Source organism: Streptomyces inhibens (assembly GCF_003389455.1).
In the GTDB taxonomy this organism is placed as follows: domain Bacteria; phylum Actinomycetota; class Actinomycetes; order Streptomycetales; family Streptomycetaceae; genus Streptomyces; species Streptomyces inhibens.
The window spans coordinates 1-21272 of the sequence record NZ_QUAC01000116.1; the positions used below are offsets into that span (position 1 = coordinate 1).

A 21272-nucleotide genomic window follows, 5' to 3' on the forward strand; every position below is an offset into this window, starting at 1 on the left:
AGCGCTGCTGCCGGCGGGGGCGCCGCTGACCGCCGCCCCCGCCGCGGCCGCGGCCCGAACGGCACACCGCACCACACCCGCCGCCCCGGCCACACCGGTCCTCGACGGCAGGCGCCTCCAGCAGGCGAAGCAGCGCCTAGACGCCGGCGACCCCGCACTGCGGCACGCCGTACGGCAGTTGCGGACCAAGGCCGACGGGTGGCTGGACCAGGGCCCGTGGACGGTGGTCGACAAACCCGGGCCGGCGCCGGGCGGTGACCCGCACGATTATCTGAGCCAGGCGCCGTACTGGTGGCCCTCGCAGCCCAGGACCCCCGAGAACCCGCGTGGTTGCCCGTACGTCCAACGGGACGGCGAGCGCAATCCCGAGGTGGACACCGGCACCGACCACGCCGACCGCGGCAAGGTCTTCGACTCGGTCAGTACGCTCAGCCTCGCCTGGTACTACACCGGCCGGGCGGCCTACGCCGAGCACGCCGCGAGGATTCTGCGCACCTGGTTCACCGACCCGGACACCCGGATGAACCCGAATCTGGACCATGCGCAGTTCATCCCCTGTAAGTACGACGGCCGGGCCATCGGCATCATCGACTTCTCGCAGCAGTTCACCGGGGTGCTGGACGCCACCGCGATCCTCGACACCGGTGCGCCCGGCTGGACCGGCGCCGACCGGACCGCGATGCGCGGCTGGTACCGGGACTTCCTGGGCTGGCTGGTGCACAGCGAATTCGGCAAGGAGGAGGCCGCGGCGGACAACAACCACGGTTCCTTCCACGACATGCAGGTCGCGGCGCTCGCGGTGGCCACCGGCGACCGGGCGCTGGCCCGTACGACGGCAGGCGCGGCGCGCACCGGGCGGATCGACGCACAGATCACCGCCGACGGACGGCAGCCCAATGAGCTCGCCCGCACCCGCAGCTGGCACTACTCGACCTTCAACCTGGTCGCCCTCACCCGGCTCGCCGACATCGGCAGGCACGTCGGCGTCGACCTCTGGGCCTACCGCGGCCCCAAGGGCGCGAGCCTGACCGGGGCGGTCGACCATCTGCTCCCGGCCGCGACCGGCGGCCGCTGGCCGTATCCGGAGCTGGACTTCCATGCGTACGCCGCGAGCGACCTCGTCCATGCGGCGGCGGACGCCGGGGACCGCAAGGCCCGCGCGGCGCTGGCCCACCTGGAGGCCCCGCCGGGCGGTGATCTGTGGGGGCTGCGCCCGGCGGCGGAACAGCTGGACTCGATCGCGGGGTGAGCGGGCGGGCGCGGCGGCGCCCGCCACCCGTTCGGCCGCGTGCTGTCGCCCCCGCCCCGGGGGCGCGCCTAGCGTGCCGACTGGGGACCGCGCTCTGCGGGGCGCGCGGCCACGGGAGGTGAGCGATGAGCCCGACAGACCCGCCAAAAACGTCGCCCGGGGAGCCGGCGGCCCCGCGCCGGCCCAGGTGGGGCGTACTGGCCCTGGTGGGACTCATCGGATTCGGCATGGTCCGCCAGGGCCTGTCCGGCGAGGCGGACGGACCGCCGCAGCCGGGGGCCGCCACCTCGGTCTTCCCCGGCGACCGCCCGCCCGACGGCCCCGCACCGCCGCCGCTGCCCCGCTCCGCCCCCGCCCGGGTGGCGATCCCGTCGATCGAGGTGTCCGCCCCGGTGATGCCGCTGGGCCTGGACAAGGACGGCTGGATCGAGGCCCCGCCGGCCGGGGACGCCGATCTGGCGGGCTGGTACGCGGACGCGCCGTCGCCCGGCGAGAGCGGCACCGCCGTCCTGGTCGGCCATGTCGACTCGGCCGGCGGGCCCGCGGTCTTCTACGGACTGGGCGCCCTGGAGAAGGGCAAGACGATCCGGGTGACCCGCCAGGACGGGCGGACCGCGGTCTTCGAGGTCTACGGGATCCATGTCTTCGACAAGCGGAAGTTCCCCGCCCGGAAGATCTACGGCAGCACCGGCCACCCCGAGCTGCGCGTCCTGACCTGCGGCGGCGACTACTCCGCGGGCTCCGGCTACGCGGGCAATGTGGTGGTCTTCGCCAGGATGACGGGCACAACCTAGGGACAGGCCCTCAGGAGATATCCCACCGGGTGAGCGGGTATCTCACGATTCGGAACGGCTCCCGCCGCACCGCCCGCCGCGTCTCCGTCCCACTCATCGGGCGGGATCGAAGCCCCGGATTCCGGTGTGATGTGCTGGCCCCATGAGCATCTCGGTCACCACCTGGTATCTGGAGCAGACCTCCCGCGACGAGCTGTCCCCCGTCCAGGAACCGCCGGCCGAGCAGGGTGTCCGGATCGTCCGGTCCGAGGTACCGTCGCCCGAGTTCAGTCGCTTCCTCTATACGGCGGTCGGCGGGGATGTCACCTGGACCGACCGGCTGACCTGGTCGTACGCGCAGTGGGCGGAGTACCTCGGGCGGCCGGGGGTGGAGACCTGGGTGGCGTACGAGCGCGGCACGCCCGCCGGGTTCATCGAGCTGGAGGCGGCTCCGGACGGATCCGTGGAGATCGTCTACTTCGGGCTCGTCCCGGGCTTCCGGGGGCGCCGGATCGGCGGGCATCTGCTCGCGTACGGGATCGAGCGCGCCTGGGACCTGGCCGAGCGCCGGCCGGGACAGGCGCAGACCAAGCGGGTGTGGCTGCACACCTGCACCAAGGACGGCCCGCATGCGATGGCCAACTACCAGCGGCGCGGCTTCCGGCTCTACGACACCACGGTGACCGAGGAGCCCGAGGTACCGGCTCCGGGACCCTGGCCCGGCGCGGGTCCGCTGACGCCCCACACACTCGCCGGAAAGTGACCCACGACACATCATCTCGTCATACGAGACGATGGTGTCCGAATCCTGGATAACGGTGGACTGGCCGGAGAACGGCGTGCCAGGCTTCCGCCATGTCTCGAGCTGGAATTGCCTTGGTGAGTCGGCGGCACGTCGACCTCGGCCGCATGTCCAGCGCCATTTGTCGGGCGGGCTGAGGCTGTATTGACCAGGGGCCTTCGGCCCCGGGCAGCGCCCAGCACCACCGAACTTCCCGCCGTCCCCATCGTCGTGGACGCGCTGAGACCCCACGACCCGCAGACCTCCTCCGACGCGTCGCCACGCGCCGTCTTTCGGTGTGTCCGCGCAGGTCATCGTGGGTGCCCGGCGCCCAGGTCCGCATCCCTTGAGCCCCGCCCAGAAGGACGTACACCCATGGCCGCCACCCCGGAAAGCCCCGCAGCCGCCACGACCCGCCGCAAGGCCGGACGCCACCGCGGCGAGGGCCAGTGGGCCGTTGGTCACTTCACGCCGCTCAACGGCAATGAGCAGTTCAAGAAGGACGACGACGGTCTCAATGTGCGGACACGCATTGAGACGATCTACTCCAAGGCCGGTTTCGACTCGATCGACCCCAACGACCTTCGCGGGCGGATGCGTTGGTGGGGCCTGTACACCCAGCGCAAGCCCGGGATCGACGGCGGCAAGACCGCGATCCTGGAGCCGGAGGAGCTGGACGACAAGTACTTCATGCTGCGGGTCCGCATCGACGGCGGGCGGCTGACCACCGAGCAGCTGCGCGTCATCGGCGAGATCTCACAGGAGTTCGCGCGCGGCACCGCGGACCTCACCGACCGGCAGAACGTCCAGTACCACTGGATCCGGATCGAGGACGTACCGGAGATCTGGCAGCGGCTGGAGGCCGTGGGCCTGTCCACCACCGAGGCGTGCGGTGACACCCCCCGTGTCATCCTCGGCTCGCCGGTCGCCGGGATCGCCGAGGACGAGATCATCGACGGCACCCCGGTCATCGAGGAGATCCAGCGCCGGATCATCGGCAACCCCGCGTTCTCCAACCTGCCGCGCAAGTTCAAGTCCGCGGTCTCCGGCTCGCCGCTGCTGGACGTCGCGCACGAGATCAACGACATCTCGTTCGTCGGCGTCGAGCACCCCGAGCACGGTCCGGGCTTCGATGTGTGGGTCGGCGGCGGACTGTCGACCAACCCCAAGCTCGGTGTCCGGCTGGGCGCATGGGTCTCGCGCGAGGAGGCCGCCGATGTCTACGAAGGCGTCATCTCGATCTTCCGCGACTACGGCTACCGCCGGCTGCGCACCCGCGCCCGGCTGAAGTTCCTGGTCGCCGACTGGGGCACGGAGAAGTTCCGCCAGGTGCTGGAGGACGAGTACCTCAAGCGGAAGCTGACCGACGGGCCCGCTCCGGCGCAGCCCGGGCAGCAGTGGCGCGACCACGTCGGTGTGCACAGGCAGAAGGACGGCCGCTACTACGTGGGCTTCGCCCCGCGCGTCGGCCGGGTGGACGGCACCACCCTCACCAAGATCGCCGAACTCGCCGCGCAGCACGGCTCGGGCCGGCTGCGGACCACCGCCGAGCAGAAGATGATCGTGCTGGACATCGACGAGTCGCAGGTCGACTCGCTGGTCTCCGGTCTGGAGTCGCTCGACCTGCGGGTCAAGCCGTCCCCGTTCCGGCGCGGCACGATGGCCTGCACCGGCATCGAGTTCTGCAAGCTGGCGATCGTCGAGACCAAGGGCCGTGGCGCCTCGCTGATCGACGAACTGGAGCGCCGGCTCCCCGAGTTCGACGAGCCGATCACCATCAACATCAACGGCTGCCCCAACGCCTGCGCCCGTATCCAGGTCGCGGACATCGGCCTCAAGGGCCAGCTGGTCCTGGACGACGACGGCAACCAGGTCGAGGGCTACCAGGTGCACCTGGGCGGTGCGCTCGGGCTGGAGGCCGGTTTCGGCCGCAAGGTCCGCGGCCTGAAGGTCACCGCCGACGAACTGCCCGACTACGTCGAGCGGGTGGTGCGCAACTTCCAGGAGCAGCGCACCGAGGGTGAGCGGTTCGCCCAGTGGGCGGCCCGTGCGGAAGAGGGTGCGCTGAAGTGAGCGAACGCGCCGCGCCCTTCTACTGCCCGTACTGCGGGGACGAGGACCTGCGCCCTTCGGAAGAAGAAGGCCACGGTGCTTGGGAATGCCGGTCGTGCAGCCGCGCGTTCCGGCTGAAGTTCCTGGGCCTGCTGGCCCCGGGACGGACCGGACATTCCCCCGCCGCTTCCCCCGGAGGTGAGTCGTGACCACCCCTACCACCGCTGCCGACCTTCAGCAGCTCGCCGAACAGGCGGGCCGTGACCTGGAGGACGCGCCGGCCCTGGAGATCCTCAAGTGGGCCGCCGAGACGTTCGGTCCGCGCTTCTGCGTCACCTCGTCCATGGAGGACGCGGTCGTCGCGCACCTGGCGTCGCGGGCGTTCCCCGGCGTGGACGTGGTCTTCCTGGACACCGGCTACCACTTCCCGGAAACGATCGGGACGCGGGACGCGGTGGCCGAGGTGATGGACGTCAATGTCATCACCCTGACTCCTCGTCAGACAGTGGCCGAGCAGGACGCCGAGTACGGACCGAAGCTGCACGACCGCAACCCCGACCTGTGCTGCGCACTGCGCAAGGTCAAGCCCCTCGAAGAGGGTCTGACCGGCTACGACGCATGGGCCACGGGCCTGCGCCGGGACGAGTCGCCCACCCGGGCGAACACCCCGGTCGTCGGCTGGGACCCCAAGCGCCAAAAGGTCAAGGTCTCGCCGATCGCCCGCTGGACGCAGGCCGACGTGGACGCGTATGTGACCGAGCACGGTGTGCTCACCAACCCGCTGCTGATGGACGGCTATGCCTCCGTCGGCTGCGCGCCCTGCACCCGCCGGGTGCTGGCGGGCGAGGACATACGGGCCGGCCGCTGGGCCGGCAGCAACAAGACCGAGTGCGGGCTGCACGGATGACCGAGCATCAGGAGAGAGCAATGACGGGCGCCACGATCTGGCTGACCGGTCTGCCGAGCGCGGGCAAGACGACCATCGCGCACGAGTTGGCCGGCCGGCTGCGCGGCGAGGGCCACGCCGTCGAGGTGCTCGACGGCGACGAGATCCGCGAGTTCCTCTCCGCGGGCCTCGGTTTCACCCGCGAGGACCGGCACACCAACGTCCAGCGCATCGGCTTCGTGGCCGAGCTGCTGGCGAGCAACGGCGTCAAGGCGCTGGTGCCGGTGATCGCGCCGTACGAGGACAGCCGCGAGGCGGTACGGGGGCGCCACCAGAGCGAGGGCACCGCGTACTTGGAGGTGCATGTGGCCACCCCGGTCGAGGTGTGCTCCGAGCGTGATGTGAAGGGCCTGTACGCCAAGCAGGCGGCCGGCGAGATCTCCGGTCTGACCGGCGTGGACGACCCCTACGAGCAGCCCGAATCGCCCGATCTGCGCATCGAGTCGCACACCCAGACCGTGCAGGAGTCCGCAGCCGCGCTGCACGCGCTGCTCGTCGAAAGGGGACTGGCGTGACCACCGCGACCGTTCTGACCGAGACCGGCGGCGAGCCGGGGGGCGACAGCCTCTATGCGCTGTCGCACCTGGACGCCCTGGAGTCCGAGGCGGTGCACATCTTCCGCGAGGTGGCGGGCGAGTTCGAGCGGCCGGTGATCCTGTTCTCCGGCGGCAAGGACTCCATCGTCATGCTCCACCTGGCGCTGAAGGCGTTCGCGCCGGCCGCGGTGCCGTTCTCGCTGCTGCACGTCGACACCGGGCACAACTTCCCCGAGGTCCTCGACTACCGCGACCGCACCGTCGAGCGGCACGGCCTGCGGCTGCACATCGCCTCCGTCCAGGAGTTCATCGACCGCGGTGAGCTGCGCGAGCGGCCCGACGGCACCCGTAATCCGCTGCAGACCGTGCCGCTGCTGGACGCCATCGAGAAGAGCCGCTTCGACGCGGTCTTCGGCGGCGGCCGGCGCGACGAGGAGAAGGCGCGCGCCAAGGAACGGGTCTTCTCGCTGCGCGACGAGTTCGGCGGCTGGGACCCGCGCCGCCAGCGCCCCGAGCTGTGGCAGCTCTACAACGGCAAGCACTCCCCCGGCGAACACGTCCGCGTCTTCCCGCTCTCCAACTGGACCGAGCTGGACGTATGGCAGTACATCGCCCGCGAGAAGATCGAACTGCCCGCCATCTACTACGCCCACGAGCGTGAGGTCTTCGCCCGTAACGGGATGTGGCTGGCGCCCGGTGAGTGGGGCGGCCCCAAGGACGGCGAGCGCCTGGAGACCCGGCAGGTGCGCTACCGCACGGTCGGCGACATGTCCTGCACCGGCGCGGTCGACTCCGACGCCGAGACCATCGAGGCCGTCATCACGGAGATCGCCGCGTCCCGGCTGACCGAACGGGGTGCCACCCGGGCCGACGACAAGATGTCCGAGGCCGCCATGGAGGACCGCAAGCGCGAGGGGTACTTCTAACCATGAGCACGATCAATACCGTTGACGCGGGTGCCACCTCACTGCTGCGTTTCGCCACCGCCGGGTCCGTGGACGACGGCAAGTCGACCCTGGTGGGCCGGCTGCTGCACGACTCCAAGTCGGTGCTCGCCGACCAGCTGGAGGCCGTCGAGCACGCCTCCCGCAACCGCGGGCAGGAAGCGCCCGACCTGGCGCTGCTGACCGACGGGCTGCGCGCCGAGCGCGAGCAGGGCATCACCATCGATGTCGCCTACCGCTACTTCGCCACGCCGCGGCGCCGCTTCATCCTGGCGGACACCCCCGGCCATGTGCAGTACACCCGCAACATGGTCACCGGCGCCTCCACCGCCGAGCTGGCCGTGGTGCTGGTCGACGCCCGCAACGGTGTCGTCGAGCAGACCCGCCGGCATGCCGCGGTCGCCGCGCTGCTGCGCGTCCCGCATGTCGTCCTGGCCGTCAACAAGATGGACCTGGTCGACTACGCCGAGCCCGTCTTCGCCGCCATCGCCGAGGAGTTCACGACGTACGCGGCCTCGCTCGGCGTACCGGAGATCACCGCCATCCCGATCTCGGCGCTGGCCGGCGACAACGTCGTGGAGCCCTCCGCCCATATGGACTGGTACGGCGGACCGACCGTGCTGGAGCACCTGGAGACCGTGCCCGTCGTCGCCGACCCGTCGGACGACCCCGGCCGTTTCCCGGTCCAGTACGTCATCCGGCCACAGACCGCCGAGCACCCCGACTACCGCGGCTACGCGGGCCAGATCGCCTCCGGCGTACTGCGCGTCGGCGACGCCGTCACCGTCCTGCCCTCCGGCCGTACGAGCACCATCGAGGCGATCGACGCACTCGGCCAGGCCGTGGACGTCGCCTGGGCGCCGCAGTCGGTGACCGTCCGGCTCACCGATGACCTGGACATCTCGCGCGGTGACCTGATCGCCCCGACCGCCACGGCGCCGTCGGTCTCCCAGGACATCGAGGCCACCATCTGCCATGTCGCCGACCGGCCGCTGACCGTCGGCCAGCGGGTGCTGCTCAAGCACACCACCCGCACGGTCAAGGCGATCGTCAAGGACATCCCGTCCCGGCTGACGCTGGACGACCTGTCCCAGCACCCGGCGCCCGGTGAGCTGGTCGCCAACGACATCGGACGGATCGTGGTCCGTACGGCCGAGCCGCTGGCCCTGGACGCCTACGCCGACTCCCGGCGCACCGGTTCGTTCCTACTGATCGACCCGGCGGACGGTACGACGCTGACCGCGGGAATGGCGGGCACCGCCTTCGCGGAGGCGGCGGCCGACGCCGCGCCGGCCGACGCGGCGGACGACGAGGGATGGGACTTCTGATCATGCTCAAGGACATGTTCTCGACCTTCGCGAAGGAGGGCGGCCGCATCGGCAGCGGCGCCCTGGGGAGCGGCCAGGGCGGAGTCGGCCGATGTGTGTGCTGACGATGCTCGACTCCGTACCCCCCACACCACCCTTCCGAAGATCCATAGCTCCGCCGGGCGCGCCTTAGCAGGGCGCGTACTGCCCGGCCCTCCGAGAGGAACTCCTCCCGTGTCTGCCGTTCGACACCGCCTGCTGGCGGCCGCCGCAACCGTCCCGCTCCTGATCGGCGCGCTGGGCGCCTGCGGCTACGGCTCCGAGGCCAAGAAGGACACTTCGTCCGGCGTCGCCCCCAAGGGCGCGAAGACCGACGGACTTGATCAAGTGAAGATCGGGTTCTTCGGCAACACCACCCACGCCACTCCCCTGATCGGCCTCCAGAAGGGCCTGTTCCAGAAGGAACTGGGCGGCACCGCGGTGAAGTCCTCCGTGTTCAACGCGGGCCCCGCGGAGATCGAGGCGCTCAACTCGGACGCCATCGACATCGGCTGGATCGGCCCCTCCCCCTCGATCAACGGCTACGCCAAGTCGCACGGCAAGAGCCTGAAGATCATCTCGGGCTCGGCCTCCGGCGGTGTCTCGCTCGTGGTCAACCCCAAGAAGATCAAGAGCCTGAACGATCTCAAGGGCAAGACGATCGCGACCCCGCAGCTGGGCAACACCCAGGACGTCGCGCTGCTGAACTACCTTGCCGAGAAGGGCTACAAGGTCGACGCCACCACCGGCAAGGGTGATGTCACCGTTCAGCGCACCGACAACAAGGTGACGCCGACCGCCTTCGAGCAGGGCTCCATCGACGGTGCGTGGGTGCCCGAGCCCACCGCTTCCAAGCTCGTCGCCCAGGGCGGCAAGACGATCCTGGACGAGAAGAAGCTGTGGAAGGACGGGAAGTTCGTCATCACGAACGTGATCGTCTCGCAGAAGTTCCTCAAGGAGCACCCGAAGGCCGTCGAGGCGGTGCTGCGTGCCTCGGTGAAGACCAACGCCTGGATCCGTACGCATCCGGCCGAGGCGAAGAAGGCGCTCAACGCCAAGCTCGCCGATCCGCAGATCGCCGGCAAGGCGCTGCCGGAGAACGTGATCGACCCGGCGTTCCGGAACATCGACGTCACCGATGACCCGCTGGCCGCCACCCTCCAGCAGGAGGCGGACCACGCCGTCAAGGCGGGCCTGCTGAAGGCTCCCGACCTCAAGGGCATCTACGACCTCACGCTGCTGAACAAGGTGCTCAAGTCCGAGGGCAAGCAGCCGGTCGACGACGCCGGACTCGGCAGCAAGTAGCCCTCGCAGCTCCGCACTCCCCCAGGAGGTGACACCGATGACGACCACCACGCTCACCAAGCAGCAGCCCGCCACGGCGGACACGGCCACCACCGTGCCGTACGCGGCTCGCATCGACCATGTCTCGAAGTCGTTCGGCCGCCCCGGCGCGCAGCAGCATGTGCTGGACGACATCAGCATCGATGTGGCACCCGGCGAATTCGTCTGCCTCCTGGGGGCCTCGGGCTGCGGAAAGTCCACCCTCCTCAACCTCGTGGCCGGCCTCGACGCGCCGTCCGCCGGCGCCATCGAGACGCCCGGCGGCCGGCCGGCCCTGATGTTCCAGGAGCACGCGCTGTTCCCGTGGCTGACCGCGGGCCGCAACATCGAACTGGCGCTGCGGCTGCGCGGGGTGCCGCGCGCGGAGCGCCGCGACGAGGCCGAGCGGCTGCTCGAACTCGTCCGTCTCAAGGGCGCGTACGGCAAGCGGGTGCACGAGCTGTCGGGCGGTATGCGCCAGCGCGTCGCGATGGCCCGTGCGCTCGCCCAGGACAGCCAACTGCTGCTGATGGACGAGCCGTTCGCCGCGCTCGACGCGATCACCCGTGACGTCCTGCACGACGAGCTGACCCGCATCTGGACTGCATCCAAAAGCGACTCCGCCGCGGGAACGAACCTCTCGGTCCTCTTCGTCACCCATAACGTCCGCGAGGCCGTGCGGCTGGCCGAGCGGGTGGTGCTGCTGTCCTCCCGGCCCGGCCGGATCGCCCGCGAGTGGCAGGTGGACATCCCGCAGCCGCGCCGTATCGAGGACGCCGCGGTCGCCGACCTTTCCATCGAGATCACCGAACAGCTCCGTGGGGAGATCCGCCGCCATGGCCAGCACTGAAACCGAGGCCCAGTCCACCGCCGCACCGGCCGGTGACGACACCGCGGCCGGCACCACCGTCACCAAGGCCGGTGTCGCCTCCGGTGACCTCGCCGGCCTGGAGGCCGGGCTCGATGCCCTTGAATCCACGGTCGTCGCCCGGCAGCCGTGGCTGCGTACCACCGCGTCGAAGGCGCTCCCTCCCGTCGTCGCCCTCGCGATCGTGCTCGGGCTGTGGCAGCTCGCGTACCACTTCGAGCTGAAGCCGCACTATCTGCTGCCGAGCCCGGTGGACGTCGGCCGCTCGCTCCAGCAGAAGTGGCTCGAAGGCACGCTGCTGAACTTTGTGTGGACCAGTGTCTCCCGCGGCGCCCTCGGCTTCCTGGCCTCGGTCGCCATCGGAACGGTGCTCGGGCTGATCGTTGCCCAGGTCAAGGCCGTACGGGCGGCGATCGGGCCGATCCTGAGCGGTCTGCAGTCCCTGCCCTCCGTGGCCTGGGTCCCGGCAGCGATCATCTGGTTCGGGCTGAGCGACGCCACGATCTACGCGGTGGTGCTGCTCGGCGCCGTCCCCTCCATCGCCAACGGCCTGGTGGCGGGCGTCGACCAGATCTCTCCGCTCTATCTGCGTGCCGGCCGCACCATCGGCGCGACGGGGCCGGCCGGGGTACGGCATGTGCTGCTGCCGGCTGCGCTGCCCGGCTATATCGCCGGCCTCAAGCAGGGCTGGGCGTTCTCCTGGCGTTCCCTGATGGCCGCCGAACTCATCGTCAACGCGCCCGATCTGGGCACCGGCCTGGGCCAGCTCCTGGAGCAGGGCCGCGAGCTGCAGGACATGTCCTGGGTGCTGGCCGCGATTCTGCTGATCCTGATCGTCGGCATCGGCATCGAGCTGCTGATCTTCGCCCCGATCGAGCGGCGGGTGCTGCGCAGCCGCGGCCTTCTCGTGAAGAGCTGAACCATGGACGCACGCCCCACCCTTCTCGTCATCGCCCACGGCAGCCGCGACCCGCGGCACGCGGCGACCGTCTCCGCGCTGTGCGCGCGGGTGCGGGCGCTGCGGCCGGGGCTGCGGGTCGAGGTCGGTTATCTCGACTTCAACGCGCCCCGGGTGCCTCGGGTGCTGGAGCGCCTTTCCAGCGAGGGCATACGGGATGTGGTGGCGCTGCCTCTTCTGCTCACTCGTGCCTTCCACGCGAAGTCCGACATCCCGGCGGTACTACGAGAGGCCGCCGCGCGGCTCCCACTGCTGACGGTCCGTCAGGCCGAGGTGCTCGGCCCTTCCACCCTCCTGACCGCCGCCCTGGAGCGGCGGCTGGAGGAAGCCGGGCTGCGGCCCGGCGACCGCCGCTCGACCGGGGTCGTACTGGCCTCGGCGGGCTCCTCAGACCCGGAGGCGATCGCAGTGATCGCTGAAATCGCGCGGGAGTGGCGGCGCACCGCTGGTTGGTGTGCCGTGCGACCTGCGTTCGCCTCCGCATCCCTTCCCCGCACGGCCGATGCCGTGCGGGCCCTGCGGGCCGAGGGCGCCCACCGGGTGGCCGTCGCCCCGTACGTCATCGCCCCCGGTTTCCTCCCCGACCGCATCGCCGCCGGCGCCCGCGAGGCCCGCGCCGACATCCTCGCCCCCGTCCTCGGCCCCGCCCCCGAGCTGGCCCGGCTGCTGCTCCGGCGCTACGACCGGTCGGTGGTGGCCGGCGCCCGCGGTCAAGCGGCGGCGCTGACCGCCTGAGGACGATTGCCCGGCGGGCGCCGCGGTTCAGCTCCCCGTGGTGCGTATCAAGGCCGTGGTCCACGGCGGCAGCCGGTCGCCGGTGACCGGTGCGGAGGACAGCAACACCTCGCCGTCCGGCAGCGAACGGGCTCGGCCGACGCCACGCCCCCCTGCGCCTCGACGGACAGCTCGCCCCAGCCCGGCGGCTGCGGCGGGAGTTGCGCACCCATGCCTCGGCGACGGCGATGCGCGGCGGGTCGCACTCGTCGAAGACCGTGCGCCAGTTCATCAAGCATGGCCAACAGGACGACGACGAGCGGGAGTTGACGGCGGCGGGGGGCGTAGAGGTCGCACGGTCGCTCAGCCGCGCGGACGGACGTGGAGATCCAGTCCGCCCGTCCCCGGCGCCTCCACGCCCGGCAGCAGCCGCATCTCCCGGTCGTAGTCGCCGCCGACGAGCGACCGGAACGGGACCGGCTCGTCCGTGAAGAGCCCGTCGAGCCGTCGCCCGTACTCCCGCTTCGCCGCCGCGAACCGCTCCTCGGGCAGGTCGTTCGAGCCGTACACCGCGAAGGGTTCGAGCGGGGTCATGCCGGTGAACCAGAACAGTCCGTGCTGGACCGGGTGGAGGACGTCCGCCAGGCGGCCGTGGATGCCCCGGTCGGAGAAGGACGACTCGCGGGCGCCGGCCGTCACCGAGACCAGCGCGCGCCGCCCCGCCAGGGCGCCTTCGCTGTACGGGGGCGGGACCTCGGGTCCGTAACCGAACCCGGCGGTGAACACCCGGTCGATCCAGCCCTTCAGGATCGCGGGCGCCGAGAACCACCACAGCGGGAACTGCAACACCACCGCGTCCGACCAACGCACCTTCTCCTGCTCGGCCGCGACGTCCGCCGAAAGCTTCCCCGCCAGCGTGGCCCGCTCCGAGGCGTCCATCACGTGCAGGCGACGGTCGGGGGCGTCGTCCGGGAAGTCGTCGGCGTCGACCGAGGCCTTCCACTTCATCGCGTACAGGTCGGACACGCGCACCTCGTGGCCCGCCGCCCGCAGGTGGTCGACCGCGAAGCCGGTCAACGCGGCGTTGAGGGAACGGGGTTCGGGGTGGGCGCTGACGACAAGGATCTTCTTCATGCCGCCACCGTCTCCCGGGCGGCGACCGGTAGCCAGATCCCTGTGCGACCGGCGGACCCGTAATCCTGGTACCGCGAGGGCCACCCATACTTGAGCCCATGGACGGCGTGGACCACATCGAGCGCACAGACGGCGTAGACAAGCGCATCGGGAACGGCATCGAGAACAGCGGCGGAATCGACCGCATCGACGGGGTCGGCGACACCCGGCGGGCGCTCGGCGGCTTTCTGCGCGCCCGCCGGGGGCGCGTCGCGCCGGAGCACGTCGGGCTCGTCGGCGGCCGTCGCCGGCGGGTGCGCGGGCTGCGCCGCGAGGAGCTGGCCCAGCTCGCCGGGATCAGTGTGGACTACTACGTACGCCTCGAACAGGGCCGGGCCACCCAGCCGTCCCCCGAAGTGCTCGACGCGCTCGCCAAGGCACTCGGGCTCGACACGGCGGAGCGCAGTCACCTCGCCACCCTGGCCGGCGCCAGGCGCGACCCCGCGCCCACGGCCCGGGTCAGCCCCCTGCTGCAACGGGTCCTGGACGCCATGGCCCTTTCCCGAGCTCTCGACTCCGCTCGCACCGGGGACACCCCGATGCCGGCCTTCGCGACGAACCACCGCCTCGACGTGGTGGCCTGGAACAGCCTGGGTGCCGAACTCATCGGCGGTCTGGCCGACCCGGTCCGCCGCGATCGGAACAACGCCAGATACCTCTTCCTCGACCCCGCCTCCCGGGTCGTCCACCCCGAGTGGGAGGACAGGGCGAGCGAGGCCGTGGGCCAACTGCGGGTCGCCGCAGGGCGCTACCCCGATGACGCGGAACTGGCCGCGCTCATCACCGAACTGTCCGCGCACAGCGCCGAGTTCCGGCGGATCTGGGCCACCGGCGAGGTCGTGATGTGCGCGGCGGGCCGCAAACGGCTGCGGCACCCGGTGGCCGGGCTGCTCACCCTGGACTTCGAGACGCTGCACGTGCCGGCCGCGCCCGGCGAGACGGGCCTGGTGGTGCACGTGTTCAGCGCCGAGGAGGGCAGCCAGGAGGCCGTCGCCCTCGCCCGGCTGGCCACGGCACCACCGACTGTTGAGCCCGGCCACAACCGAGCTCAACTCGGATGAATCGAATGAAGGGGCCATCACTCCTTCGTCTCGGCCTCGGTCTCGGTCTCGGTCTGTTGCCTCGGCGTCGGGTGGTCGGACGCCGAAGAACTACGCACCTGGGCCCCCTGGGGAAGAGCCAACGCTGAGCCGGTGTGCAGCGTGATGCGTACCGGCATGAGGCTGGTGGCCTCGACCGACGGTTCCCCGGTGCCGGGATTACGGGCGTAGCGCGGATGGGCGCCTCCGCTTACCTGGAGGCGAATACGGTGCCCGGCGGCGAAGCGGTGGGCGGTGGAGCTCATCGGTACGGTGACCTCCGAGGGGGCCTGCCCGGCGGTCTGCAGCCGAGCCAGACCGTCGCAGACATTGGTGGATCGGCTCTGCGCGTCCACGTCGCACAGGCGGGCGAAGACATCGGCGTATCCGGTGTCCGTGGAGATCCGCAGTCGCGCGGAGACCGGGCCCAGGACGTCGACGGGCTCGGTCAGCGGCGGGGTGGTGAACGTCAGAACGTCCTCCCGCGCTTCCAGGGCGCTGTTGTCGCGGGGGCCGGCACCGCGGGAGAGCAGGGGCCCGCCCAGGGAAGGGGTGGGGTCGGCCGGGTCGTAGCGGAAGGACGTCAGCGGTGTGGATCCCGTAGGGGTCTGCTGGGTGAGAGTCCCGTTCACGGCGGGGAACCAGGCAGTCGTGACGGGGACCGGCGGCCAGTCGTCGAGGTCCCGCCACGCGCTTTCGCCGCCGACGTGCACGCGTACGGGCTGGGCACGCAGGCCGGCGGGGTCGTCGCACAGGTGCGCCCGCAGCCAGGCGAGGCTCTCGGAGAACACCTCTGGCCAGCCCTGTTGAAGTGCGGAGGTGTGTGTCCAGGGGCCGACGAGCAGGGCGGTCTCGCAGCCGGCCCGGCGCAGCCGGCCGTACTGCTCGAAGGTCTGGTCGGCCAGCGCGTCGTGCCACCCGGTGATCAAACTGGTGGGCACGCTCAGCCGCTCAGCCGCCTCCCCCAGGGACGTGCCGAGCCAGTACGGGTCGTCGGCGTCGGGGTGGGTCATCACGTCGTCCAGCCAGGGCACTTCTCCAAAGGCGGACTCGTACGCCCGGCGCAGCGGCCGCGCGGTGGTGATCTCGCGCAGACGGCGATGCAGGCGCAGCGTCGCCTTCAGCATGGGTGCCAGCCCCTGATGCTGGAAGGTGATGCCGGCGCCGGAGACGAGGGCGTTCTCCAGGTTGAGCGCACCGCCCGCATGGAAGAAGGAGTGGGGATCGTGCATGCCGACCTGCACCACCATCGCCTTCAGCTCCGGTGGCGGGTCCAGGGCGAGCGCCCACTGCACATAGCCCAGGTAGCTGGGGCCGATCGTGCCCAGTGTTCCGGTGAACCAGGGCTGCTCTCGCAGCCAGGACACGGCGGCCCGGCCGTCGGCGGGCTCGTTGCGCCACAGGTCGAACCGGCCCCCTGAGCCGCTGGTGCCGCGGCAACTCTGCAGCACCACGTGGAAGCCTTGTTCGGCGAAGAGCAAGCCGTACAGCGGTGACCACGGCAGGCCCCTGCCGTAAGGCGAGCGCACGAGAAGGGTCGGGAAGTCGCCCTTGGTGCGGGGGAAGTAGTGGTCGGTGAGCAAGGGGCTGCCGTCCGCGGCCGGTACCACGAGCCCTCGTTCCCAGCCGACTTCGTGCTGTTTGGCCGGGAGGCCGCGCCATGTCGCCCTCATCATCCGCGAGGACAACGGCGGCTTCCCGGGCGGCGCGGTCCAGTTGGGCCTTGGCACGACGTCGTGCGTGTGCAGTGTCATCGTTCCCCCTCCACTCATTTACGTACAGTGTACGAGAATAGTGGGTGCTTGGATGGCCTTGGCAAGTCCCAACGACCAGGAGAGGAACAGAAAGATCGTGACCCGTGGTGACGGGGCCGGCGCCACAGGCGTCGACCCCCAGCAGCTCTGGCTGAGTCCCGGTCGGCCCGCCAGAGGGCGCAAGCCCTCCTTCAGCCGCGAGGCGATCACGGCCGCGGCCGTCGCCCTGGCGGACGCCGAGGGGCTGGAAGCGGTCACCATGCGGCGAGTCGCCTCCCAGGTCGGGGCCGGCGTCATGTCGCTCTACAGCTACGCCCCCGACAAGGACACACTGCTGGAGCTGATGGTCGACCACGTCAGTGGCGAACTCCCCACGACAGAACCCCTTACGGGCGACTGGCGTACCGATCTGAAGGCCATCGGCCACCTCCAGCGCGCCCTCATGCTCCGTCACCCCTGGCTCCCCGCGGCGCTGTCCGCCCGCCGGACACTCGGCCCACACGCGCTGGCATTCCTGGAGCGCGCACTCGCCGCCCTGCGGCCGACCCGGCTGGACGGCGCCGCGAAGCTGGAGGTCTTCAGCATGCTCACCGGCTTCGTCGCCGGACACGTCGGCTACGAGATCTCACAGGCCGCAGCCGCGGACTCGCCCGACCGGGCCGCCACCGAAGCCCGCTACCTCGCCACCGTCGCCGCCGACGGCCACCACCCCGAGCTCGCCGAAGCCCTCGCCGCACCCGGCCGCCCCCTGACCCCCGACGCCACGTTCACCCGCTTCCTCGACCGCCTGATCGACGGGCTTGACACGGACTGATGCCGCCTCCGCCACGCACGCACATCGAGCGCGCAGGTTCGACTTCCGCCACCCCTGCACCTGGTGACCGAGCTGTTCACCATGGCTCGTGGTTCAGGTGGACGAGTCCCTCGATGGAGCCCAGGCGGGCTTGCAGAGCGGCGTCCGGGGTCGGGGTGGTGGTCAGCAAGAGCACTCGGATCGCGGGGTGTTCGGGGGCGTACAGGTCGTCTTCGCCGTCGTCGCCGGGTAGGGCGTTGGGCTGGACCTCGATGCGACTGTCGGCGCCGCCGGCGCGGTAGTAGACGCCCCGGTAGTCGCTCTCGCGCTCGGTCAAGAGCAGCCCGAGGCGGTCGGTGATGAGCCGAGCCAGCGCCTTCGCAGAATGCGTGCTGGTGCCGTAGGTGTGGTGGTCGGTCATGGTGCACGGACCTTATGCGGCGAGGGGCTCGGGACGTTGATCAATTCGACCGCGCTCGAAGCGAGCACCGGCTCGGACGAGGGCGACGAGATGAGGTGCGTTCACCACCCGCCAGCGGGCCTGCGCGGAGAGCAACCGGCTGCGCCCGGCCCAGGCCCGCGTGTTCGTCCATGGCCGAGTGAAGAACCTTGCACGATGACGGAGCGTGCTGCACACGCGCTGCCCGGCCCGGTCCTCGCCGCCGGCGCGGGCATTGTCCCCACCGTGGCGGTCGGCCCTTAAGGCCCGTACGGGGAGTTGTACTTGGCGACGAGGCCGAACTGGCTCTGTTCGCTGCTGGAGGACGGGACCTCCGACATGAAGGACACGGTGCCGATCACTCGCTCCGACGCTTCCTGCGCGGCGGTGTCCAGGCGCTCCAACTCCGCGGCCGACACAAGGGCGATGAGCGGCTTGCCGTGGCGGGTCACGACCACCCGCTCCCCGCCGTAGACGACACGGTTGATCAGTTCTGCGAGTTCGGCCCGGGCTTGCGTCACCGGAATCTCATAAGCCATGCTGACCATCTTAGATTCTGTACGTCCTGTACAGTTGGTGCGAACGCTCGCGCCGGGGGGAGAGCCGCGTCATGGTCCCCGTCGGCCGACCGTGAACATGATCGACAAGGAGCGGTGCGAAGTGGGCGGTAGCCTGGTCTGCTTGAAGGCGTCCGGTGGGCGGCACGCCGTGGTTTTCATCCATCCCGCAAGCGGGTCAGCCGCCTCGTTCCGCGCCCTGCAGCCGCACTTGAGGTCGGACTGTTCCGTCTACGCCTTCCAGTCGCCGGGCATCAGCCCTGACCGTCCCCGGTCCATCGAAGGCATTGCAGAGGCCTACCTGACGGAGTTTTTGAGCGCCGACTCCCGCTCAACGCCCATTTTCGTCGGCTGGTCCTTCAGCGGGCCGGTGGCCGTGGAGATGGCGCGCCTCTGTGAGGAACGAGGGGTCAAGCCTGCGGGTGTCATCCTGCTGGACAGCGCGACCCATGAGGTTCTGGGAAGCCGGACGACCGATCTCGCCACGGAGGTGGGCGGGCTCTTCGGGATCGACATGCCCCAGTCCCAGGCCTCCTCGGTTGACGGACTTCTGGACCACGCGGCGGCCGTGATCGCCGTGTCGAGCAATACGCCGGGGCTGACGGGCCAAGATCTGCGTCCCTTCTGGGACATATACAGCTGGCATCAGGGGATATTCGACGAAAGCTGGCACGCCAAGCCTTGTGCGGCGCCGCTTTTGGTGATCCGGGCTCGCGACGAAACCGGCTGGAATGCGGCGCCGGACTGTCTCGGCTGGTCCGAGGTGGTCAACCGTCCCGCGTCCATCGCCTGGGCCGGGGGTACGCACTACACGATGATGGACGACAGCAGGCTGGGAGATGTCGCGCGCATCATCGAGCAAGCCGTCGATAGCTGGGTGGGTGATCCGGGTACCCCGGGCGATCCGGCGCCCGGCGATGAAGTCGCTTCTGTTGCGAAGACGTGAGCTCCGCCCCTCCAACTGACCGCCGGTTCGGGCGACATGCTGGGGCCGAATCGCCCCTGCTTCCGGTTCTTTATTTGACTGCCAGACAGAACAGACAGTTCAGACAGCTCAAACAGCTCAAACAGCCCAGATAGATCAGACAGATCGCTCTCTTTGACAGGACGGTATTGTGAATCCCAGCAATTTTTCCGACTCTTACGCGCGACTGCCCCAGGCTGAGGCGCGCTACGTGATTCCGCGCTTCGTGGAGCGCACCTCGCAGGGCGTCCGTGAGTACGACCCTTATGCGAAGCTCTTCGAGGAGCGCATCATCTTCCTCGGCGTGCAGATCGATGACGCTTCGGCCAACGACATCATGGCCCAGTTGATTTGCCTGGAGTCGATGGACCCGGACAGGGACATCTCCCTCTACATCAACAGCCCGGGCGGCTCCTTCACCGCGTTGACCGCGATTTACGACACCATGCAGTACGTCAAGCCCGACATCCAGACGGTCTGTCTGGGACAGGCGGCCTCCGGCGCCGCCGCTCTGCTGGCGGCAGGTGCGCCCGGCAAGCGGATGGCGCTGCCCAACGCCCGGGTGCTGATCCATCAGCCGTACACCGAGACCGGCCGGGGCCAGGTCTCCGACCTGGAGATCCAGGCGAACGAGATCCTGCGCATGCGCGCCCAGATGGAAGAGATGTTTGCCAAGCACTCCAGCACGCCGATCGAGAAGATCCGTGAGGACATCGAGCGCGACAAGATCCTCACGGCTGACATGGCACTGGAGTACGGGATTGTCGACCAGGTTGTCGTGCCGCGCAACAGCCAAATGCGCTGATTCGCGCACTGGTTAATCGCACACTGGTTAATCGGCCAGCCTGACGGCGTCGGTGGCAGTCCGGCGCCGGAGGGGTGGCAAAGCGGCATTGTCAGAAGACGAGTGCAGGCAGGCAGGCGGTCGCGTCCCGTGATGTACCCCGAGGGTCCCAAGATTCCGGCTCTCACCGAAGCCGAGAGCAAGGTCGTGGATGCTTATCTGGCGGTTCTGAAACGCCTGAGCGGCGTCAACCCCACGCAGACGACGGGGACATACACGGCGCTCAGAGCCGCGCAGGCACTCGTGGCCGAGACACGAGAACTTCGGGACGCCCTGTCCTTGATGTTCGAGCGGCAAGAAAAAGAGATTCACGTGCGCACCATGGAGCATGCCTTGCGGTCTCTCGACGGTGACCGCTTTCTTCCGCGGCTGGGACCGCCCGAGGGAGGGGCGCCATCTGACGGGTCGTGACCTGGGCGGCGGGAGGTCCACGACCACTTCCGCTTGAGCATGCCCTTGTACGGGCGACGCACGACCCACCATGCGACATGACATGTCCGTGCCTGCCGGCGCTGATGGCCTCCGACGCCATTGGCGTCGGCCTCGCCCTGCGGCTCAGCCCTGCCCTGCGGCTCAGCTCAGCCCTGCCCTGACGTCGGCGGCCGCGACTGCGACTGCCGGGCGTGGTCCACGCATGGGTGGATGCGGAATTCACTGTTCCGTTAGTGGATGGGATTCATGGATTTCCGTGCACTGTATGGACCGTCCGGAGTGGGCCGGATGAACTATGGGGAGTTCGGTTCCCGCCAGGGTTGACTATTTTTCACTCCTCGGGTTAGAACTAAGTTGATCTTCGTTGGCGGCACTCGGGGAGTGCGCCGGCGTGCAGGGTGACCTGTTTTCGGTGCGGGGTTTTTCCGTGCCCGCACGGAAGCTTTGAGATAGGGCGACCGGATTTATCTCGGGTCGCATTCGGCGATGGCTGGTACCTGTCGCCACGAAACGGGGGATGCGGAAGTGAAGACCGCCGGCGGCATTGCGGACTGTCTGAAGCACAAAAACGGGGAAGACCTTGGGACGGCTGGCCGTGATGTCGACATCGACACGCGGTTCCGGGACCTGGGTGGAGAGATTTTCCTCCGCACCATGGCGACAGCCTTGCGGTCCCTCGATGAGGACCGCTTTCTCCCTCGGCCGGGACCGCCCAGGAGAGGGACCCCGCCCGACGGGTCGTGACCC

Annotated in this window: 23 protein-coding genes; 19 read left to right on the top strand and 4 right to left on the bottom strand. The window is 69.9% G+C overall.

What is annotated here, in order from left to right; all coding sequences use genetic code 11:
• Nucleotides 1-4 precede the first annotated feature (4 nt).
• The 14 genes from DY245_RS14595 (at nt 5) to DY245_RS14660 (ending at nt 12511) form a co-directional block, all read left to right on the top strand.
• On the top strand, nt 5-1249 hold the full coding sequence (locus tag DY245_RS14595) for an alginate lyase family protein (protein WP_244943047.1): 1245 nt from the start codon (nt 5-7) through the stop codon (nt 1247-1249).
• Nucleotides 1250-1374: 125 nt separating this feature from the next.
• Nucleotides 1375-2043 (top strand): class F sortase, encoded by a 669-nt coding sequence (locus DY245_RS14600; protein ID WP_128507387.1) that lies wholly within the window; start codon nt 1375-1377, stop codon nt 2041-2043.
• A 142-nt stretch (nt 2044-2185) separates the two neighbouring features.
• Nucleotides 2186-2785: a GNAT family N-acetyltransferase gene (locus tag DY245_RS14605; protein WP_128507389.1), complete on the top strand. Its 600-nt coding sequence runs from the start codon at nt 2186-2188 to the stop codon at nt 2783-2785.
• Nucleotides 2786-2877: 92 nt separating this feature from the next.
• A complete protein-coding gene (locus DY245_RS48240) occupies nt 2878-2961 on the top strand; it encodes a putative leader peptide (protein WP_350257049.1) in 84 nt (27 codons plus the stop codon).
• Nucleotides 2962-3178: 217 nt separating this feature from the next.
• Nucleotides 3179-4876, top strand: a complete 1698-nt coding sequence (locus DY245_RS14610; RefSeq protein ID WP_128507392.1) for a nitrite/sulfite reductase — start codon at nt 3179-3181, stop codon at nt 4874-4876.
• Nucleotides 4873-5064 (top strand): hypothetical protein, encoded by a 192-nt coding sequence (locus tag DY245_RS46280; RefSeq protein WP_128507394.1) that lies wholly within the window; start codon nt 4873-4875, stop codon nt 5062-5064. The genes DY245_RS14610 and DY245_RS46280 overlap by 4 nt, the downstream gene beginning before the upstream one ends.
• On the top strand, nt 5061-5762 hold the full coding sequence (locus DY245_RS14620) for a phosphoadenylyl-sulfate reductase (protein ID WP_128507396.1): 702 nt from the start codon (nt 5061-5063) through the stop codon (nt 5760-5762). Before DY245_RS46280 ends, DY245_RS14620 begins: the two co-directional genes overlap by 4 nt.
• A gap of 20 nt (nt 5763-5782) precedes the next feature.
• Nucleotides 5783-6316 carry an adenylyl-sulfate kinase gene (gene cysC, locus DY245_RS14625; RefSeq protein WP_128507398.1) on the top strand — a complete coding sequence of 178 codons (534 nt, stop codon included), beginning with the start codon at nt 5783-5785 and terminating at the stop codon, nt 6314-6316.
• A complete protein-coding gene (gene cysD, locus DY245_RS14630) occupies nt 6313-7263 on the top strand; it encodes a sulfate adenylyltransferase subunit CysD (protein WP_128507401.1) in 951 nt (316 codons plus the stop codon). The genes cysC and cysD overlap by 4 nt, the downstream gene beginning before the upstream one ends.
• A 2-nt stretch (nt 7264-7265) precedes the next feature.
• Nucleotides 7266-8609, top strand: coding sequence for a sulfate adenylyltransferase subunit 1 (locus DY245_RS14635; protein ID WP_128507403.1), 1344 nt, complete (start codon nt 7266-7268; stop codon nt 8607-8609).
• 213 nt (nt 8610-8822) lie between these two features.
• Complete coding sequence (locus tag DY245_RS14645; protein WP_128507407.1) at nt 8823-9932, top strand: aliphatic sulfonate ABC transporter substrate-binding protein; 1110 nt, start codon at nt 8823-8825, stop codon at nt 9930-9932.
• Between the two features lie 37 nt (nt 9933-9969).
• On the top strand, nt 9970-10800 hold the full coding sequence (locus DY245_RS14650; RefSeq protein ID WP_128507410.1) for an ABC transporter ATP-binding protein: 831 nt from the start codon (nt 9970-9972) through the stop codon (nt 10798-10800).
• Entirely contained in the window at nt 10787-11737 is a 951-nt protein-coding gene (locus DY245_RS14655; RefSeq protein ID WP_128507412.1) for an ABC transporter permease, read from the top strand. The genes DY245_RS14650 and DY245_RS14655 overlap by 14 nt, the downstream gene beginning before the upstream one ends.
• 3 nt (nt 11738-11740) lie before the next feature.
• Complete coding sequence (locus DY245_RS14660; protein ID WP_128507414.1) at nt 11741-12511, top strand: sirohydrochlorin chelatase; 771 nt, start codon at nt 11741-11743, stop codon at nt 12509-12511.
• Between the two features lie 342 nt (nt 12512-12853).
• Here DY245_RS14660 and DY245_RS14665 read toward each other — a convergent pair whose 3' ends face one another.
• Complete coding sequence (locus DY245_RS14665) at nt 12854-13624, bottom strand: NAD(P)H-dependent oxidoreductase (RefSeq protein ID WP_128507416.1); 771 nt, start codon at nt 13622-13624, stop codon at nt 12854-12856.
• A 98-nt stretch (nt 13625-13722) separates the two neighbouring features.
• Between DY245_RS14665 and DY245_RS14670 the strand changes: the two genes are divergently transcribed.
• Entirely contained in the window at nt 13723-14724 is a 1002-nt protein-coding gene (locus tag DY245_RS14670; RefSeq protein ID WP_128507418.1) for a helix-turn-helix domain-containing protein, read from the top strand.
• A gap of 17 nt (nt 14725-14741) precedes the next feature.
• On the opposite strand, the gene DY245_RS14675 is transcribed toward DY245_RS14670, so the two are convergent.
• Complete coding sequence (locus DY245_RS14675) at nt 14742-16415, bottom strand: CocE/NonD family hydrolase (protein WP_244943048.1); 1674 nt, start codon at nt 16413-16415, stop codon at nt 14742-14744.
• A 178-nt stretch (nt 16416-16593) separates the two neighbouring features.
• Here DY245_RS14675 and DY245_RS14680 point away from each other — a divergent pair, with 178 nt between their 5' ends.
• Nucleotides 16594-17310, top strand: a complete 717-nt coding sequence (locus tag DY245_RS14680; RefSeq protein ID WP_244943041.1) for a TetR/AcrR family transcriptional regulator C-terminal domain-containing protein — start codon at nt 16594-16596, stop codon at nt 17308-17310.
• Nucleotides 17311-17386: 76 nt separating this feature from the next.
• Here DY245_RS14680 and DY245_RS14685 read toward each other — a convergent pair whose 3' ends face one another.
• Both DY245_RS14685 and DY245_RS14695 read right to left on the bottom strand, forming a co-directional pair.
• Nucleotides 17387-17710 carry a hypothetical protein gene (locus DY245_RS14685; RefSeq protein WP_128507425.1) on the bottom strand — a complete coding sequence of 108 codons (324 nt, stop codon included), beginning with the start codon at nt 17708-17710 and terminating at the stop codon, nt 17387-17389.
• Between the two features lie 278 nt (nt 17711-17988).
• Nucleotides 17989-18267 (bottom strand): type II toxin-antitoxin system Phd/YefM family antitoxin, encoded by a 279-nt coding sequence (locus DY245_RS14695; RefSeq protein ID WP_128507429.1) that lies wholly within the window; start codon nt 18265-18267, stop codon nt 17989-17991.
• Between the two features lie 97 nt (nt 18268-18364).
• Between DY245_RS14695 and DY245_RS14700 the strand changes: the two genes are divergently transcribed.
• From DY245_RS14700 to DY245_RS14710, 3 genes are all read left to right on the top strand, one after another.
• Nucleotides 18365-19231, top strand: coding sequence for a thioesterase domain-containing protein (locus tag DY245_RS14700; RefSeq protein WP_181923673.1), 867 nt, complete (start codon nt 18365-18367; stop codon nt 19229-19231).
• A gap of 169 nt (nt 19232-19400) precedes the next feature.
• The gene (locus DY245_RS14705) at nt 19401-20054 is read left to right on the top strand and encodes an ATP-dependent Clp protease proteolytic subunit (RefSeq protein ID WP_425329387.1); all 654 of its coding nucleotides are present in this window, start codon (nt 19401-19403) and stop codon (nt 20052-20054) included.
• A gap of 132 nt (nt 20055-20186) precedes the next feature.
• Entirely contained in the window at nt 20187-20504 is a 318-nt protein-coding gene (locus DY245_RS14710) for a hypothetical protein (RefSeq protein WP_128507435.1), read from the top strand.
• The last annotated feature ends 768 nt before the right edge of the window (nt 20505-21272 follow it).

Excerpts from the sequence above, each read along its gene's own strand:
- DY245_RS14600 (WP_128507387.1), top strand. The coding sequence starts at position 1,375 with ATGAGCCCGACAGACCCGCCAAAAACGTCGCCCGGGGAGCCGGCGGCC.
- DY245_RS14605 (WP_128507389.1), top strand. The coding sequence starts at position 2,186 with ATGAGCATCTCGGTCACCACCTGGTATCTGGAGCAGACCTCCCGCGAC.
- DY245_RS48240 (WP_350257049.1), top strand. The coding sequence starts at position 2,878 with ATGTCTCGAGCTGGAATTGCCTTGGTGAGTCGGCGGCACGTCGACCTC.
- DY245_RS14610 (WP_128507392.1), top strand. The coding sequence starts at position 3,179 with ATGGCCGCCACCCCGGAAAGCCCCGCAGCCGCCACGACCCGCCGCAAG.
- cysC (WP_128507398.1), top strand. The coding sequence starts at position 5,783 with ATGACGGGCGCCACGATCTGGCTGACCGGTCTGCCGAGCGCGGGCAAG.
- DY245_RS14635 (WP_128507403.1), top strand. The coding sequence starts at position 7,266 with ATGAGCACGATCAATACCGTTGACGCGGGTGCCACCTCACTGCTGCGT.
- DY245_RS14650 (WP_128507410.1), top strand. The coding sequence starts at position 9,970 with ATGACGACCACCACGCTCACCAAGCAGCAGCCCGCCACGGCGGACACG.
- DY245_RS14655 (WP_128507412.1), top strand. The coding sequence starts at position 10,787 with ATGGCCAGCACTGAAACCGAGGCCCAGTCCACCGCCGCACCGGCCGGT.
- DY245_RS14660 (WP_128507414.1), top strand. The coding sequence starts at position 11,741 with ATGGACGCACGCCCCACCCTTCTCGTCATCGCCCACGGCAGCCGCGAC.
- DY245_RS14665 (WP_128507416.1), bottom strand. The coding sequence starts at position 13,624 with ATGAAGAAGATCCTTGTCGTCAGCGCCCACCCCGAACCCCGTTCCCTC.
- DY245_RS14670 (WP_128507418.1), top strand. The coding sequence starts at position 13,723 with ATGGACGGCGTGGACCACATCGAGCGCACAGACGGCGTAGACAAGCGC.
- DY245_RS14675 (WP_244943048.1), bottom strand. The coding sequence starts at position 16,415 with ATGAGGGCGACATGGCGCGGCCTCCCGGCCAAACAGCACGAAGTCGGC.
- DY245_RS14685 (WP_128507425.1), bottom strand. The coding sequence starts at position 17,710 with ATGACCGACCACCACACCTACGGCACCAGCACGCATTCTGCGAAGGCG.
- DY245_RS14695 (WP_128507429.1), bottom strand. The coding sequence starts at position 18,267 with ATGGCTTATGAGATTCCGGTGACGCAAGCCCGGGCCGAACTCGCAGAA.
- DY245_RS14700 (WP_181923673.1), top strand. The coding sequence starts at position 18,365 with ATGATCGACAAGGAGCGGTGCGAAGTGGGCGGTAGCCTGGTCTGCTTG.
- DY245_RS14710 (WP_128507435.1), top strand. The coding sequence starts at position 20,187 with ATGTACCCCGAGGGTCCCAAGATTCCGGCTCTCACCGAAGCCGAGAGC.